A 15,026-nucleotide genomic window follows, 5' to 3' on the forward strand; every position below is an offset into this window, starting at 1 on the left:
CAATTAGTTAACCATTCATTGGCATTATCCCTACATCACCATATTGGCAGGGCCAATTTTACACAAACCGTGACGCAGAGCTGAGCATAGACTCACCGCAACCGGCTGGTGTGGCCCCCTGGAGACCTGCATGAGCCTCTGGCAACAAAACTACGACCCGGCTGGGAATATCTGGTTATCAAGCCTGATAGCCTCACTCCCAATCCTGTTCTTCTTCTTCGCGCTGATTAAGCTCAAGCTGAAAGGCTATGTTGCGGCAAGCTGGACGGTATTTATCGCGCTGGCCGTGGCGCTGCTGTTCTATAAGATGCCGGTCGACCGTGCATTGGCGTCGGTGGTTTACGGCTTCTTCTATGGCCTGTGGCCGATCGCCTGGATTATTATCGCCGCCGTCTTCGTCTACAAAATCTCGGTGAAGACCGGGCAGTTCGACATTATCCGTTCGTCGATCCTCTCGATAACCCCGGACCAGCGTCTGCAAATGCTGATTGTCGGCTTCTCCTTCGGCGCATTCCTCGAAGGGGCGGCGGGCTTTGGCGCGCCGGTGGCGATTACCGCCGCGCTGCTGGTTGGACTCGGCTTTAACCCGCTGTACGCCGCGGGTCTGTGTCTTATCGTCAACACCGCGCCGGTAGCGTTCGGCGCGATGGGTATTCCAATCCTGGTGGCCGGGCAAGTCACCGGCCTGGACAGCTTTGAAATCGGCCAGATGGTTGGCCGTCAGCTGCCGTTCCTGACCATTATCGTGCTGTTCTGGATCATGGCGATTATGGACGGCTGGCGCGGCATCAAAGAGACCTGGCCTGCGGTAATGGTGGCGGGCGGCTCGTTTGCTATCGCCCAGTACCTCAGCTCTAACTTCCTCGGGCCGGAATTGCCGGACATCATCTCTTCACTGGTCTCGCTGGTTTGCCTGACGCTGTTCCTCAAGCGCTGGCAGCCGGTACGTATTTTCCGCTTTGGCGACATGGGCGCTTCGCAGGTCGATATGGATCTGTCGCGTACCCGCTACACCGCGGGACAAGTGGTTCGCGCCTGGTCACCGTTCCTGTTCCTGACCGCTACCGTCACCCTGTGGAGTATTCCACCCTTTAAGGCGCTGTTCGCGCCGGGCGGCGCGCTGTATGACCTGGTGATTAACATTTCCGTGCCGTATCTCGACAAGCTGGTCGCGCGTATGCCGCCGGTGGTGAGCCAGGCGACGGCCTACGCGGCGGTGTATAAGTTTGACTGGCTGTCGGCGACCGGCACCGCGATCCTGTTTGCCGCCCTGCTTTCTATCGTCTGGCTGCGCATGAAGCCAAAAGATGCCATCAGCACTTTCGGCTCTACGCTGAAAGAGCTGGCGTTACCGATTTACTCCATCGGCATGGTGCTGGCGTTCGCCTTTATCTCAAACTACTCCGGCCTGTCGTCAACGCTGGCACTGGCGCTGGCGCATACCGGCCATGCGTTCACCTTCTTCTCACCGTTCCTCGGTTGGCTCGGCGTGTTCCTGACCGGTTCAGACACCTCCTCCAACGCCCTGTTCGCCGCGCTTCAGGCTACCGCCGCGCAGCAGATTGGCGTGTCGGACGTGCTGCTGGTTGCCGCTAACACCACCGGCGGCGTGACCGGGAAGATGATTTCCCCGCAGTCTATCGCCATTGCCTGTGCGGCGGTGGGCCTGGTGGGCAAAGAGTCCGACCTGTTCCGCTTTACCGTGAAACACAGCCTGATCTTCACCTGTATGGTGGGCGTGATAACGACGCTGCAGGCTTACGTCTTAACCTGGATGATTCCGTGATAATACTGCCCAAACGTCTGTCAGACGATGTCGCCTGCCGCGTGCGGGCGCTGATTGAAGAACAGCAACTGGAGGCGGGTATGCGATTACCCGCCGAAAGAAAGCTGGCAGCCCAGCTTGGCGTCTCGCGCAACTCGCTGCGCGAAGCGCTGGCGAAGCTGGTGAGCGAAGGATTGCTGCTCAGCCGTCGCGGCGGCGGCACCTTCGTGCGCTGGCAGCATGAGGGCTGGTCTGAACAGAATATTGTGCAGCCGCTGAAAACCCTGCTGGCCGACGACCCGGACTACAGCTTCGACATCCTCGAAGCCCGCCACGCCATCGAAGCCAGCACCGCATGGTACGCCGCAATGCGCGCGACCGATGCCGACAAAGAAAAAATCCGCCTCTGCTTTGAAGCCACCCAGAGCGACGATCCGGACCTCGCCTCACAGGCCGACGTTCGCTTCCATCTGGCCATCGCCGAGGCATCTCACAACGTGGTGCTGCTGCAAACCATGCGCGGCTTTTTCGACCTGCTGCAATCTTCGGTGATTCAGAGTCGCGAGCGCATGTATCTGGTGCCGCCGGTCTTTGCGAAGCTCACCGAGCAGCACCTGGCCGTCCTCGACGCCATTACCGCTGGCGATGCCGAAGGCGCTCGTCAGGCGATGATGGCGCACCTCGGTTTTGTCCACACCACCATTAAACGTTTCGACGAAGACCTGGCCCGCCAGGCGCGGAGTACCCGCCTGCCCGACGACCACACTGAACTTTCCAGGGAGAAAAAAGCATGATTATTTCCGCCGCGAGTGACTACCGTGCCGCTGCCCAGCGCATTCTGCCGCCGTTCTTGTTCCACTACATTGACGGAGGCGCGTACGCGGAACATACCCTGCGCCGCAACGTGGAAGACCTGTCAGATGTGGCGCTGCGTCAGCGCATCCTGAGAAATATGTCCGACCTGAGCCTCGAGACTACGCTGTTCAAAGAGCAGCTCTCGATGCCGGTGGCGCTGGCGCCGGTCGGCCTGTGCGGCATGTACGCCCGTCGCGGTGAGGTTCAGGCCGCCGCTGCCGCCGATGCCAAAGGAATTCCATTTACCCTTTCCACCGTGTCGGTCTGCCCGATTGAAGAGGTCGCCCCGACCATCAAGCGCCCGATGTGGTTCCAACTGTACGTACTGCGCGATCGCGGCTTTATGCGCAACGCGCTGGAGCGCGCCAAAGCGGCAGGCTGTTCAACGCTGGTCTTTACCGTCGATATGCCAACCCCCGGCGCGCGCTACCGCGATGCGCACTCCGGGATGAGCGGCCCGAACGCCGCCATGCGCCGCTACTGGCAGGCCGCCACCCATCCACAATGGGCGTGGGACGTCGGCCTGAACGGGCGTCCGCACGACCTGGGCAATATCTCCGCTTACCTCGGCAAGCCAACCGGGCTGGAGGATTACATCGGCTGGCTGGCGAATAACTTCGATCCATCCATTTCGTGGAAAGACCTGGAGTGGATCCGCGAATTCTGGGATGGCCCGATGGTGATCAAAGGGATCCTCGACCCGGAAGATGCCCGCGATGCGGTACGCTTTGGCGCCGACGGGATCGTCGTCTCCAACCACGGCGGCCGCCAGCTTGACGGCGTGCTCTCCTCCGCCCGTGCGCTGCCGGCGATTGCCGACGCGGTAAAAGGTGATATTACGATCCTGGCCGACAGCGGTATTCGCAACGGCCTGGACGTGGTGCGCATGATTGCGCTGGGCGCAGATAGCGTGCTGCTGGGCCGTGCGTATCTGTATGCGCTGGCGACTCACGGCCAGGCGGGTGTGGCTAACCTGCTGAATCTGGTTGAGAAAGAGATGAAGGTGGCGATGACGCTGACCGGAGCGAAATCGATTAAAGAGATTAGCCGTGATTCGCTGGTACAGAGTGCGGAAGTGGCGCAGGCGTTTGGGGCGATTAAGCAGGGGAGCGCGGCGTAGGTCCGTGAGGGTTTCCCCAAATTCTGCTATCCTGCCCCCGCAATCCAAGGGGGCAGTATGCTTAACATCGTTTTATTCGAACCTGAAATCCCGCCCAATACCGGGAACATCATCCGTCTTTGCGCCAACACCGGCTTTCGTCTGCATATCATCGAACCGATGGGCTTCGCCTGGGACGACAAGCGCCTACGCCGCGCCGGGCTGGACTACCATGAGTTCACCGCCGTCACGCGCTATGCCGATTACGCCGCGTTTTTGGAAAGCGAAAACCCGCAGCGCCTGTTTGCCCTGACCACCAAAGGCACGCCCGCGCACAGCGCGGTGAGCTATCAGGACGGTGACTATCTGATGTTTGGCCCGGAAACGCGCGGGCTGCCCGCGACCATTCTGGACGCGCTGCCGCCTGAGCAAAAAATTCGTATTCCAATGATGCCGGACAGCCGTAGCATGAACCTGTCGAATGCGGTGTCGGTGGTGGTGTATGAGGCGTGGCGCCAGCTGGGATATCCGGGCGCGGTATTGCGCAGTTGATATTTGCCGGATGGCGGCTACGCCTTATCCGGCCTACGGTTTGGTAGGTCCGGTAAGCGCAGCGCCACCGGGCAAGGAATCAAATCCCGTCGCCGTACTCAAATCCGTGGTTGATGCCGTTGAAGTGCTGATCCATATCCATCGCCGGTTTATCCGACTCCGGCTTGCCGACGATACGCGCCGGTACGCCCGCCGCGGTGGTGTGTGGTGGAACCGGCTGGAGAACCACCGAGCCCGCGCCAATCTTTGCCCCGCGACCCACTTCGATATTGCCGAGGATCTTCGCCCCGGCGCCAATCATCACGCCTTCGCGGATTTTCGGGTGACGATCACCGCTGGTTTTACCGGTACCGCCAAGAGTAACGGACTGCAGGATAGAAACGTCGTTTTCAATCACGGCGGTTTCACCCACCACAATACCGGTGGCGTGGTCGAGCATGATGCCACGGCCAATCTTCGCCGCCGGGTGAATGTCCACCTGGAACGACACCGATACCTGATTTTGCAGGAAAATGGCCAGCGCACGACGACCCTGCGCCCATAGCCAATGACCGATACGGTAAGCCTGTAAGGCGTGGAAGCCCTTCAGGTACAGCAGCGGCGTAGAATATTTGTCGACCGCCGGGTCACGGGTGCGCACGGCCTGAATATCACAGGCGGCAGCGGCAATCATTTCCGGGTCTGCGGCGTAGGCTTCCTCCACCACTTCGCGAATGGCGATGGCGGGCATAATCGGTGAAGCCAGTTTGTTGGCGAGCATGTAGCTTAAGGCGCTGCCGAGGTTTTCGTGCTTGAGTAGCGTCGCATGATAGAAGCTGGCGAGCATAGGCTCACAGTCCGCCAGAGCCCTGGCTTCCGCTTTAATATTGTTCCAGACAATTTCCAGTTCTTCACACGACATTGCTTACTCCAGACATATTGGAACGATCGGCAAGTCTGCGCTTGCCGGATCGTCGGGATGACAAAGGTTTCCTGCGATTAGTTGCCGCTATGCTCATCCTTGCGTGCACGACCTAATAAGGTCAATGCTGCCTCGCGCGCGTTTTTTCCGCAATATAATACCTGATAAATTTCCTCGGTTATTGGCATTTCGACACCTACACGGTGCGCCAACTCGCGGACTTCTTTGGTATTACGGTAACCTTCGACCACCTGGCCAATACTGTCTTGCGCTTCCTGAACCTGTGCCCCTTTCCCGAGCGCCATACCGAAACGACGGTTGCGCGACTGGTTGTCGGTACAGGTCAGCACTAAATCACCAAGCCCCGCCATGCCCATAAAGGTCACCGGGTCTGCACCCAGCGCCACGCCAAGGCGTGACATTTCGGTTAGCCCACGGGTGATAAGCGCCGTACGCGCGTTCGCGCCAAAGCCGATGCCGTCAGAGATGCCTGCGCCAATCGCAATCACGTTTTTCACCGCGCCGCCCAACTGGACGCCGATAAAATCTGGATTGCTGTACACGCGGAAGCTCTTACCGCAGTGCAGCAGCTGCTGCAAATCGTCGGCAAAAACCGGGTCCGTCGCCGCCAGCGAGATCGCCGTTGGCAAACCTGCGGCCAGCTCTTTGGCAAACGTCGGTCCTGAAATCACCGCAAGCGGGATATCCGGGCCCAGCGCTTCACGCGCCACGTCCTGCAGCAGGCGGCCGGTTTCAGCCTCCAGCCCTTTTGTCGCCCAGACCAGACGAGCATCAGGACGCAGCAGCGGCTTCATCTGACGTAATACGTCGCCAAACACGTGGCTTGGCACCACCACCAGAATATCGCGGCTGGCGGCCAGCGCGGTCGCTAAGTCGCTTTCGAGGTGGAGCGTATCGGGGAACGGAACGTCAGGAAGGAATGCCGCGTTGCAGCGATCGTGCTGTAGCATCGCGACATGCTTGGGATCGTGGCCCCAGAGTACAACTGGATGGCCATTTCTTGCCACGGTAATGGCAAGAGCGGTGCCGTACGAGCCGGCACCGATCACAGTCATTGAAGCATTAAGTGCGTTCATCAGGCATCCTGATGTTGTTCTGCACCTTCGCCAGCCTGCTGTTGCAGATAGTTCATGAACAGCGCATCAAAGTTAACCGGCGCAAGGTTCAGCTGTGGGAAAGTCCCACGGGAAACCAGGCTGGTGATGCATTCACGCGCATACGGGAACAGGATGTTCGGGCAGTATGCACCCAGGCAATGTGCCATCTGAGTCCCTTCAATACCTTCGATGGAGAAGATACCCGCCTGCTGAGTTTCGCACAGGAACGCAGTTTCTTCGCCAAGGCTCGCCGTTACGGTGACACGCAGCACCACTTCATACACGCCTTCAGCCAGTTGGTTGGAAGCCGTATCAAGATCAAGTTTAACCTCTGGCTGCCAATCTTTCTGGAAAACGTGTGGCGCATTTGGTGCTTCGAAAGAAACATCTTTGGTGTAAATGCGCTGAATCTGGAAAGCCATTTCTGCGTTGTTTTGTTCTGACATGTGTAAAAACCCTTTCGTGTTGTCCTTAAAAAAAGCGGAATGCCTCACGCCCGCCCAGGTCAGGCGTGAACGCTTCGCAAAGCATTAGCGCAGCAGGGGATCGAGTCCACCACGTGCATCAAGCGCATACAAGTCGTCGCAGCCGCCAATGTGCTGTGCATCAATAAAAATCTGCGGAACCGTCGTACGACCACTGCGCTGAATCATCTCTTCACGCTTTTCGGCGTTGCCGTCGATTGGCAGTTCTTCAAAGGTGACGCCTTTTTCAGCCAGCAGCGCTTTTGCACGATGGCAATATGGACACGTTGCTTTGGTATAGATTTCAATCTTGGCCATTACAGCTCTCCTGACTTTACCCGATCTACAAGCCGGTATTATTTGCCGCGAACCAGAGGCAGGTTTTCACCGCTCCAGCCTGCGATACCTTCTTTCAGTACGAAGACTTTTTCAAAGCCAGCTTTCAGCAGCGCGCTAGCAGATTCAGTCGCCTGCATGCCGGAGCCGTCGGTGACGATAACCGGTTTGTCTTTGTGTTTTTCCAGCTCGCCGACGTTGTTGGCTTTGATTTCAGCCGGCAGCAGGTTCACAGAACCGGCAATGTGACCTTTACGGAAATCGTCACGCTGGCGCAGGTCGACGACAATCGCGTCTTCTTTGTTAATCAGACGGGTCGCTTCACCGCGGTTGATGACCTTAACTTTAGACATCAGCCCTTTAAAGGTGGTGAACAGCACGGCCGCCAACAGCGCGATCCACGCGATGCTCAGGACAGGGTGACGACCAACAAATTGCATAATCTCTTGCATGGGGGGTAACAGCTCCCGACGTGTAATGTTTAAAAACCAGGGAAGGAGTATACCTGCGGCGTGGCGCAAATACAGCCAGCGCGCGCGATGTAATGCGTTTTCTGCGGAGTGCTACGGAAAAAACGGAGGTTTTGTGCGTTTTTCAGCGCCCATCTCCCCGCTTTCTTTGATCTCTCGTTGTTATTTTATCGATTCAGCTGTAGTAAAATTACGCAAATTTTCTGTCTTTAGAGCATGAGGTTGTCGCAATGTCGGTTACTAAAAAACCTATGGTACTGGTGATTCTGGATGGCTACGGCTACCGCGAAGAGCATCAGGATAACGCTATTTACAGCGCTAAAACTCCGGTTATGGACGCGCTGTGGGCAAAACGTCCGCATACCCTGATCCACGCTTCTGGCCTGGAAGTCGGTCTGCCAGACGGTCAGATGGGTAACTCTGAAGTCGGTCACGTGAACCTGGGCGCGGGTCGCATCGTGTATCAGGACCTGACTCGTCTTGACGTCGAAATCAAAGAGCGCACTTTCTTCGCTAACCCGGTGCTGTCCGGCGCGGTAGACAAAGCGGTCGCTGCGGGTAAAGCGGTACACATCATGGGCCTGCTGTCCGCCGGCGGCGTACACAGCCATGAAGACCACATCATGGCAATGGTAGAGCTGGCCGCTGAACGTGGCGCAGAAAAAATCTACCTGCACGCGTTCCTCGACGGTCGCGACACCCCACCGCGCAGCGCCAATGGCTCCCTGCAGAAATTTGAAGAGAAATTTGCCGCGCTGGGCAAAGGCCGCGTAGCGTCCATCATTGGCCGTTACTATGCAATGGACCGTGACAACCGTTGGGATCGCGTTGAACAAGCTTACAACCTGCTGGTTGAAGCCAAAGGCGAATTCCAGGCTGACACCGCGGTTGCCGCGCTGGAAGCAGCCTACGCTCGCGATGAAAACGACGAATTCGTGAAAGCGACCGTTATCCGTGCCGCCGGCCAGGCCGATGCCGCTATGGAAGACGGCGACGCGCTGATCTTCATGAACTTCCGTGCTGACCGTGCGCGTGAAATCACCCGCGCGTTCGTTAACGCCGACTTCGACGGCTTCAAACGCCACAAAGAAGTGAAGCTGGGCGACTTCATCATGCTGACCGAGTACGCAGCAGACATCAAAGCCCCTTGCGCTTACCCACCAGCATCCCTGGAAAACACCTTTGGTGAGTGGATGGCGAAACATGACAAAACGCAGCTGCGCATCTCCGAAACTGAAAAATATGCGCACGTTACCTTCTTCTTCAACGGCGGCGTAGAAGACCCGTTCAAAGGCGAAGACCGCATCCTGATCAACTCCCCGAAAGTCGCGACCTACGACCTGCAGCCGGAAATGAGCTCCGCTGAGCTGACCGAGAAGCTGGTTGCCGCTATCGAAAGCGGTAAGTACGACACCATCATCTGTAACTACCCGAACGGCGATATGGTTGGCCATACCGGCGTAATGGAAGCGGCGGTGAAAGCGGTTGAAGCGCTGGATCACTGCCTGGATGAAGTGACTCACGCCGTTGAGAAAGTAGGCGGCCAGCTGCTGGTTACCGCTGACCACGGCAACGCTGAGCAGATGCGTGACCCGGCTACCGGCCAGGCACACACCGCGCACACCAGCCTGCCGGTTCCGCTGATCTACGTGGGTGATAAATCCGTGAAAGCGGTGGAAGGCGGCAAGCTTTCCGATATCGCGCCAACCATGCTGTCGCTGATGGGGATGGAAATCCCGCAACAGATGACTGGTAAGCCGCTGTTCATCGTGGAATAATCCCTCCCCATGAGGGGAAAGGCGATTTATTCCATTAAATGGGCCGAGGCGACGCTTCGGTCCACGTTCTACGCCAGCGCGCTCAGCGCTGGCGTATTGCTGTGCGCCGCGCCCGCCCATGCGGACGACCGCTCACAGCTCCAGTCGATTCAGGCCGATATCGCCGCCAAAGAGCGTGCGGTACGCCAACAGCAACAACAACGCTCCACCCTTCTCGCCCAGCTTAAAGCGCAGGAACAGGCCATTGCCGCCGCCGCGCGACAGCTTCGTGAAACGCAAAACTCACTGGCGCAGCTCAACGCACAGATTGCCGAGATGAACGCCTCCATCGCCAGGCTGGAAAAACAGCGTGCGGCGCAGGAGCGGAATCTGGCGGCACAGCTTGATGCCGCATTCCGGCAGGGCGAGCACACCGGCATTCAGCTCATCCTCAGCGGTGAAGAGAGCCAGCGCGGCCAACGCCTGCAGGCTTACTTTGGCTACCTGAACCAGGCGCGCCAGGAAACCATCGCCGAGCTTAAGCAGACCCGCGAAGAAGTCGCCGCGCAGAAAACCGAGCTGGAAGAAAAACAGAGCGAACAGCAAACGCTGCTGTACGAGCAGAAGGCCCAGCAGGCCAAACTCGAAGCGGCGCGTAATGAACGTCAGAAAACCATTTCCGGGCTCGAATCCTCCATTCAGGCGGGTCAGCAGCAGCTCGGTGAAATGCGCGCGAACGAATCCCGTCTGCGTAGCAGCATTGCCCGCGCGGAAGCCGCGGCTAAAGCCCGCGCCGAACGCGAAGCGCGTGAAGCCCAAGCCGTGCGCAACCGTCAACAGGAAGCCACTCGTAAAGGCACCACCTACAAACCTTCCGAAAGTGAACGCTCGCTGATGGCCCGTACCGGCGGCCTTGGCGCGCCACGCGGCCAGGCTTTCTGGCCCGTTCGCGGAACAACGCTTCATCGATATGGCGAACAGCTGCAAGGTGAACTACGTTGGAAGGGGATGGTGATAAGCGCAGCGGAAGGCACCGAGGTGAAAGCTATCGCCGATGGGCGCGTCATCCTTGCCGACTGGCTTCAAGGCTATGGCCTGGTGGTCGTGGTCGAGCACGGTAAAGGCGATATGAGCCTGTACGGTTATAACCAAAGCGCGCTGGTCAGCGTTGGCACACAGGTCCGCGCCGGTCAGCCTATCGCTCTGGTGGGCAACAGTGGCGGTCAAGGCAGACCGTCGCTCTATTTCGAAATTCGCCGTCAGGGTCAGGCGGTCAATCCACTGCCGTGGTTGGGAAGATAAGTTTTGCTTCAATTTCGCAGGATAGTTTTACTCAGTGCGCTGGCATTAGCCGCACCGAGCTACGCCGGTAAATTATCAATCGTTATCGATGACTTTGGTTATCGTCCACAGACGGAAAACCAGGTGCTGGCGATGCCCTCCACCATTTCCGTCGCGGTATTACCCAATGCACCCCATGCGCGTGAAATGGCCACCAAAGCCCATAACAGCGGGCATGAGGTGCTGATTCACCTGCCGATGGCGCCGCTCAGCAAGCAGCCGCTGGAAAAAGACACCCTTCGCCCGGACATGAGCAGCGATGAAATCGAACGGATTATTCGCGAAGCTGTGGACAAGGTGCCGTACGCCGTCGGGCTGAACAACCATATGGGCAGCGCGATGACCTCTAGCCTGTTTGGGATGCAAAAGGTAATGCAGGCGCTCAGCCGCTATAACCTTTACTTCCTCGACAGCATGACCATCGGCAACAGCCAGGCCATGCGCGCCGCGAACGGTACCGGCGTGAAGGTGATTAAGCGTCGGGTCTTCCTCGACGATACGCAGAACGAAGCGGATATCCGCGTGCAATTTAATCGTGCTATCGATTTAGCGCGCCGCAACGGTTCGGCCATCGCCATTGGTCACCCGCACCCAACCACCGTCCGTGTACTGCAGCAGATGGTCTACAACCTGCCACCGGACATTACGCTGGTTCGCCCAAGCAGCCTGCTTAACGAACCGCAGGTTGATACTTCAAGACCAAACAACAGTCTGCCAACCCAAAGTCAGCCAACCGCACCGCGCAATCCGTTCCGCGGCGTGAAGCTCTGCAAGCCAAAGAAACCGCTGGAGCCTGTTTACGCCAGCCGTTTCTTCAACGTGTTAAGCGAGAGCATCACCCACAGCACGCTGGTGCAGTATATGCAGTTGCAGTGGCAGGGGTGGCAGAACAACAGTTAGTCTTTCAGCTCCAGAGTTAAATGGGCCAGACGGCGTGGCGTGAGTGACTTATCGCGCCACTTGCCAAAGCGGATGGCCCACAGCATCACCTGATACGCCAGCTTCACGCTACAAATATTACTCACCATCCGCTTAAACATCCCCGAAACATCCACTTCAGCGATCATTCGCTCGCGAATTTTTTGGTCTGGCTCTTTGCGGATACAGTGGCAAACCCGCAGCGCTTCGTAGATAACCTGCTGTTTAAACTCTGGATAAATAGGAATGCGCCCAGCGTAGTCGTGGTTCATCTTGTCGAGTAGACGGGTAATTTTGATGTAATGACGCTGGTAGGCCAGATTCTTCAGGCCGGTACGCGGAAGACGGCTGACGGATGCGCCGTGCAGGAAATATTTGTACAGCGGCATCTCGGTGTAACGCGCACGTTTGGCGTTAAACATGAATTCAGTCGACCAGACGATATCCTGATGGTGTAAGCCCGGAATAAACGAGAGGCCTGCATCTTTAATGGTTTGGTGGCGATAAACCCCCATCCACACCACATGGCGCCAGCGACGGCTTGCCAGCCCTTTACGCAGCCAATCTGGCCCGGTCATCACCTCGGTCGAGCGAATGCGGTCGGTGGGAATCGACGCCCAGGTTTTTCCCGTTTCAGCAATACACCAGTCGGCGTTGCACTGCGCGACGTCCAGATTGTCCTTAAGCGCCATGTTCATCAGCGTTTCATACATTTCTGGGTAGGCAATGTCATCACCATCAACGTAGGCAATGTACTCCCCCCTGGCGACTTCCATCCCGGTATTTCGCGCGGCGGAAACGCCGCCGTTACGCTGGTGCAGCAGATGGACGTGCGGAAAACGGTCAACATAGGATTGGGCGAGTTCTGCCGAGTTATCCGTTGAACCATCGTTAACGATGATTATCTCAATGTTCTTCCAGGTTTGCGCGATCAGCGAATCCATACAGGCGATAAACGGTTCGCCGGTATTGTAAAGCGGCATAATGACGCTCAGGAGACCGGGGGTGTAGGTCATATAAAATCCTGCGAAACAGTGTAATTAACGGCAATATTTAACATAGCCGACAGCAAAAGGTCAGAGAAAGTGGCTGCTGCCTGGCATGCGTCAGGGCAAAAAAATCCCCGGGTATTTAACGCTAATAAATACCCGGGGACAACTTTTGTGAAGCCGATTAATCCCAGCTCAGTACCACTTTGCCCGACTGACCGGAACGCATGGCGTCAAAACCTTTCTGGAAGTCGTCAATACCGAAACGGTGGGTAATCATTGGTGACAGATCCAGACCAGACTGAATCAGTGCCGCCATCTTGTACCAGGTTTCAAACATTTCACGACCGTAGATACCCTTAATAAACAGACCCTTAAAGATAACTTTCGTCCAGTCGATAGACATATCTGACGGCGGGATCCCCAGCATCGCGATACGTCCACCGTGGTTCATGGTGTCGAGCATAGAACGGAATGCTGGCGGTGCGCCGGACATCTCCAGGCCCACGTCGAACCCTTCGGTCATGCCAAGCTCAGCCATCACATCGTTCAGATTCTCTTTGGAAACGTTAACCGCACGGGTAACGCCCATTTTGCGCGCCAGATCCAGACGGTATTCGTTCACGTCGGTGATCACCACGTTACGCGCACCTACATGCTTCGCCACGGCTGCCGCCATCACGCCAATCGGGCCAGCTCCGGAGACCAGCACATCTTCACCCACCAGGTCGAAGGAGAGCGCCGTGTGCACCGCGTTGCCAAATGGGTCGAAGATAGAGGCCAAATCGTCAGAGATATTGTCCGGGATTTTGAAGGCGTTAAACGCCGGGATCACCAGATATTCTGCGAAACAGCCCGGGCGGTTTACGCCCACGCCGATGGTGTTGCGGCACAGGTGTGTACGACCCGCGCGGCAGTTACGGCAGTGGCCGCAGGTGATATGGCCTTCGCCGGAGACGCGGTCGCCGATTTTAAAGCCACGCACTTCCTGACCAATACCGACCACTTCACCCACGTACTCGTGGCCAACAACCATTGGTACCGGAATGGTCTTCTGTGACCATTCATCCCAGTTGTAGATATGCACATCGGTACCGCAGATAGCGGTTTTGCGAATTTTAATCAGCAGGTCGTTATGGCCGAGTTCCGGTTCAGGAACATCGGTCATCCAGATCCCTTCTTCCGCTTTCAGTTTGGATAACGCTTTCATCTCACACCCTTAGGCAATGACGCCCAGTTGTTTACCGATGCGGGTAAAGGCTTCCACCGCACGTTCAATTTGTTCCGTCGTATGCGCCGCCGACATCTGGGTGCGAATACGCGCCTGACCTTTTGGTACGACCGGGAAGAAGAAGCCGGTCACGTAGATCCCTTCTTTTTGCAGCTCACGGGCGAAGTTCTGCGCGATAACAGCATCGCCCAGCATCACCGGAATAATGGCATGATCGGCACCCGCCAGGGTGAAGCCTGCCGCGGTCATTTTTTCGCGGAACAGACGCGCGTTAGCCCACAGGTGGTCACGCAGTTCAGCGCCGGACTCGACCATTTCGAGCACTTTAATCGACGCGGCGACAATGGCTGGCGCCAGAGAGTTGGAGAACAGGTACGGGCGTGAACGCTGACGCAGCCACTCCACCACCTCTTTGCGCGCAGCGGTATAGCCACCGGACGCGCCGCCGAGCGCTTTGCCCAGCGTACCGGTAATGATGTCCACACGGCCCATCACATCGCAGTATTCATGGGAGCCACGACCATTTTCGCCAACAAAACCGACGGCGTGGGAGTCATCGACCATCACCAGCGCATCATATTTGTCTGCCAGGTCGCACACGCCTTTCAGGTTGGCAATCACGCCGTCCATGGAGAACACGCCATCGGTGGCAATCAGCACATGACGCGCACCGGCAGCACGCGCCTCTTTCAGACGCTCTTCCAACTCAACCATATCGTTGTTGGCATAACGGAAGCGCTTCGCTTTGCACAGACGCACGCCGTCGATGATTGAGGCATGGTTCAGGGCATCGGAGATAATGGCGTCTTCTGCGCCCAGCAGCGTCTCAAACAGGCCGCCGTTGGCGTCGAAGCAGGAGGAGTACAGAATCGCATCTTCCATGCCGAGGAAGCTCGCCAGTTTCTGCTCCAGCACCTTGTGGCTGTCCTGAGTGCCGCAGATGAAACGAACGGAAGCCATACCGAAACCGTGGCTGTCCATACCTGCTTTCGCAGCGTTAATCAGTTCAGGATGGTTCGCCAGGCCAAGGTAGTTGTTGGCACAGAAGTTGATGACGTGGCTGCCGTCACCCACGGTGATGTCCGCTTGCTGAGCGGAGGTGATAATACGTTCTTCTTTAAACAACCCTTCCGCACGAGCGGTGTCCAGGTCGTTCGTTAACTGTTTGTAGAAATCACCACGCATTGCAACTCTCCAGATCCGGTAAAATTTGGCACATATTACCCAAAG

Annotated in this window: 15 protein-coding genes; 7 read left to right on the forward strand and 8 right to left on the reverse strand. The window is 57.3% G+C overall.

Annotated features, from left to right (window positions below; genetic code table 11):
• The first annotated feature begins 130 nt into the window (after positions 1-130).
• The 4 genes from lldP to trmL are packed head-to-tail and all read left to right on the forward strand — an operon-like array spanning position 131 to position 4,271.
• Positions 131-1,786, forward strand: coding sequence for an L-lactate permease (gene lldP / locus ACH1XZ_RS11590; RefSeq protein WP_395595687.1), 1,656 nt, complete (start codon positions 131-133; stop codon positions 1,784-1,786).
• A complete protein-coding gene (lldR, locus tag ACH1XZ_RS11595) occupies positions 1,783-2,559 on the forward strand; it encodes a transcriptional regulator LldR (RefSeq protein ID WP_123651056.1) in 777 nt (258 codons plus the stop codon). Before lldP ends, lldR begins: the two co-directional genes overlap by 4 nt.
• On the forward strand, positions 2,556-3,740 hold the full coding sequence (gene lldD / locus ACH1XZ_RS11600) for an FMN-dependent L-lactate dehydrogenase LldD (protein ID WP_395595688.1): 1,185 nt from the start codon (positions 2,556-2,558) through the stop codon (positions 3,738-3,740). The genes lldR and lldD overlap by 4 nt, the downstream gene beginning before the upstream one ends.
• 57 nt (positions 3,741-3,797) lie before the next feature.
• A complete protein-coding gene (gene trmL / locus ACH1XZ_RS11605) occupies positions 3,798-4,271 on the forward strand; it encodes a tRNA (uridine(34)/cytosine(34)/5-carboxymethylaminomethyluridine(34)-2'-O)-methyltransferase TrmL (protein ID WP_395595689.1) in 474 nt (157 codons plus the stop codon).
• Positions 4,272-4,350: 79 nt separating this feature from the next.
• Here trmL and cysE read toward each other — a convergent pair whose 3' ends face one another.
• The 5 genes from cysE to ACH1XZ_RS11630 form a co-directional block, all read right to left on the reverse strand.
• Positions 4,351-5,172 carry a serine O-acetyltransferase gene (gene cysE, locus ACH1XZ_RS11610; protein WP_185667467.1) on the reverse strand — a complete coding sequence of 274 codons (822 nt, stop codon included), beginning with the start codon at positions 5,170-5,172 and terminating at the stop codon, positions 4,351-4,353.
• A gap of 77 nt (positions 5,173-5,249) precedes the next feature.
• Positions 5,250-6,269, reverse strand: coding sequence for an NAD(P)H-dependent glycerol-3-phosphate dehydrogenase (gpsA, locus tag ACH1XZ_RS11615; RefSeq protein WP_395595690.1), 1,020 nt, complete (start codon positions 6,267-6,269; stop codon positions 5,250-5,252).
• A complete protein-coding gene (secB, locus tag ACH1XZ_RS11620; RefSeq protein WP_395595691.1) occupies positions 6,269-6,736 on the reverse strand; it encodes a protein-export chaperone SecB in 468 nt (155 codons plus the stop codon). Before secB ends, gpsA begins: the two co-directional genes overlap by 1 nt.
• An 84-nt stretch (positions 6,737-6,820) precedes the next feature.
• Positions 6,821-7,072: a glutaredoxin 3 gene (gene grxC, locus ACH1XZ_RS11625; protein ID WP_035894705.1), complete on the reverse strand. Its 252-nt coding sequence runs from the start codon at positions 7,070-7,072 to the stop codon at positions 6,821-6,823.
• A 38-nt stretch (positions 7,073-7,110) separates the two neighbouring features.
• Positions 7,111-7,542, reverse strand: coding sequence for a rhodanese-like domain-containing protein (locus ACH1XZ_RS11630; RefSeq protein ID WP_035894704.1), 432 nt, complete (start codon positions 7,540-7,542; stop codon positions 7,111-7,113).
• Between the two features lie 248 nt (positions 7,543-7,790).
• Between ACH1XZ_RS11630 and gpmM the strand changes: the two genes are divergently transcribed.
• From gpmM to ACH1XZ_RS11645, 3 genes are read left to right on the forward strand one after another with little or no spacing between them, the layout of a single operon-like run.
• Entirely contained in the window at positions 7,791-9,338 is a 1,548-nt protein-coding gene (gpmM, locus tag ACH1XZ_RS11635; RefSeq protein WP_395595692.1) for a 2,3-bisphosphoglycerate-independent phosphoglycerate mutase, read from the forward strand.
• A 9-nt stretch (positions 9,339-9,347) separates the two neighbouring features.
• Positions 9,348-10,619: a murein hydrolase activator EnvC gene (envC, locus tag ACH1XZ_RS11640; protein ID WP_395595693.1), complete on the forward strand. Its 1,272-nt coding sequence runs from the start codon at positions 9,348-9,350 to the stop codon at positions 10,617-10,619.
• A gap of 3 nt (positions 10,620-10,622) precedes the next feature.
• Positions 10,623-11,558 (forward strand): divergent polysaccharide deacetylase family protein, encoded by a 936-nt coding sequence (locus tag ACH1XZ_RS11645; protein WP_395595694.1) that lies wholly within the window; start codon positions 10,623-10,625, stop codon positions 11,556-11,558.
• On the opposite strand, the gene ACH1XZ_RS11650 is transcribed toward ACH1XZ_RS11645, so the two are convergent.
• The 3 genes from ACH1XZ_RS11650 to kbl all read right to left on the reverse strand — a co-directional run bounded on the left by ACH1XZ_RS11650 (position 11,555) and on the right by kbl (position 14,981).
• Positions 11,555-12,592, reverse strand: coding sequence for a glycosyltransferase (locus ACH1XZ_RS11650; RefSeq protein ID WP_395595695.1), 1,038 nt, complete (start codon positions 12,590-12,592; stop codon positions 11,555-11,557). The two genes, ACH1XZ_RS11645 and ACH1XZ_RS11650, sit on opposite strands and share 4 nt — an antisense overlap.
• A gap of 157 nt (positions 12,593-12,749) precedes the next feature.
• Entirely contained in the window at positions 12,750-13,775 is a 1,026-nt protein-coding gene (gene tdh / locus ACH1XZ_RS11655; RefSeq protein ID WP_035894695.1) for an L-threonine 3-dehydrogenase, read from the reverse strand.
• 9 nt (positions 13,776-13,784) lie between these two features.
• Entirely contained in the window at positions 13,785-14,981 is a 1,197-nt protein-coding gene (kbl, locus tag ACH1XZ_RS11660; protein ID WP_395595696.1) for a glycine C-acetyltransferase, read from the reverse strand.
• Between the last annotated feature and the right edge of the window lie 45 nt (positions 14,982-15,026).

Source organism: Kluyvera chengduensis, assembly GCF_044197065.1.
GTDB classification, from domain to species: Bacteria; Pseudomonadota; Gammaproteobacteria; order Enterobacterales; family Enterobacteriaceae; genus Kluyvera; species Kluyvera ascorbata_C.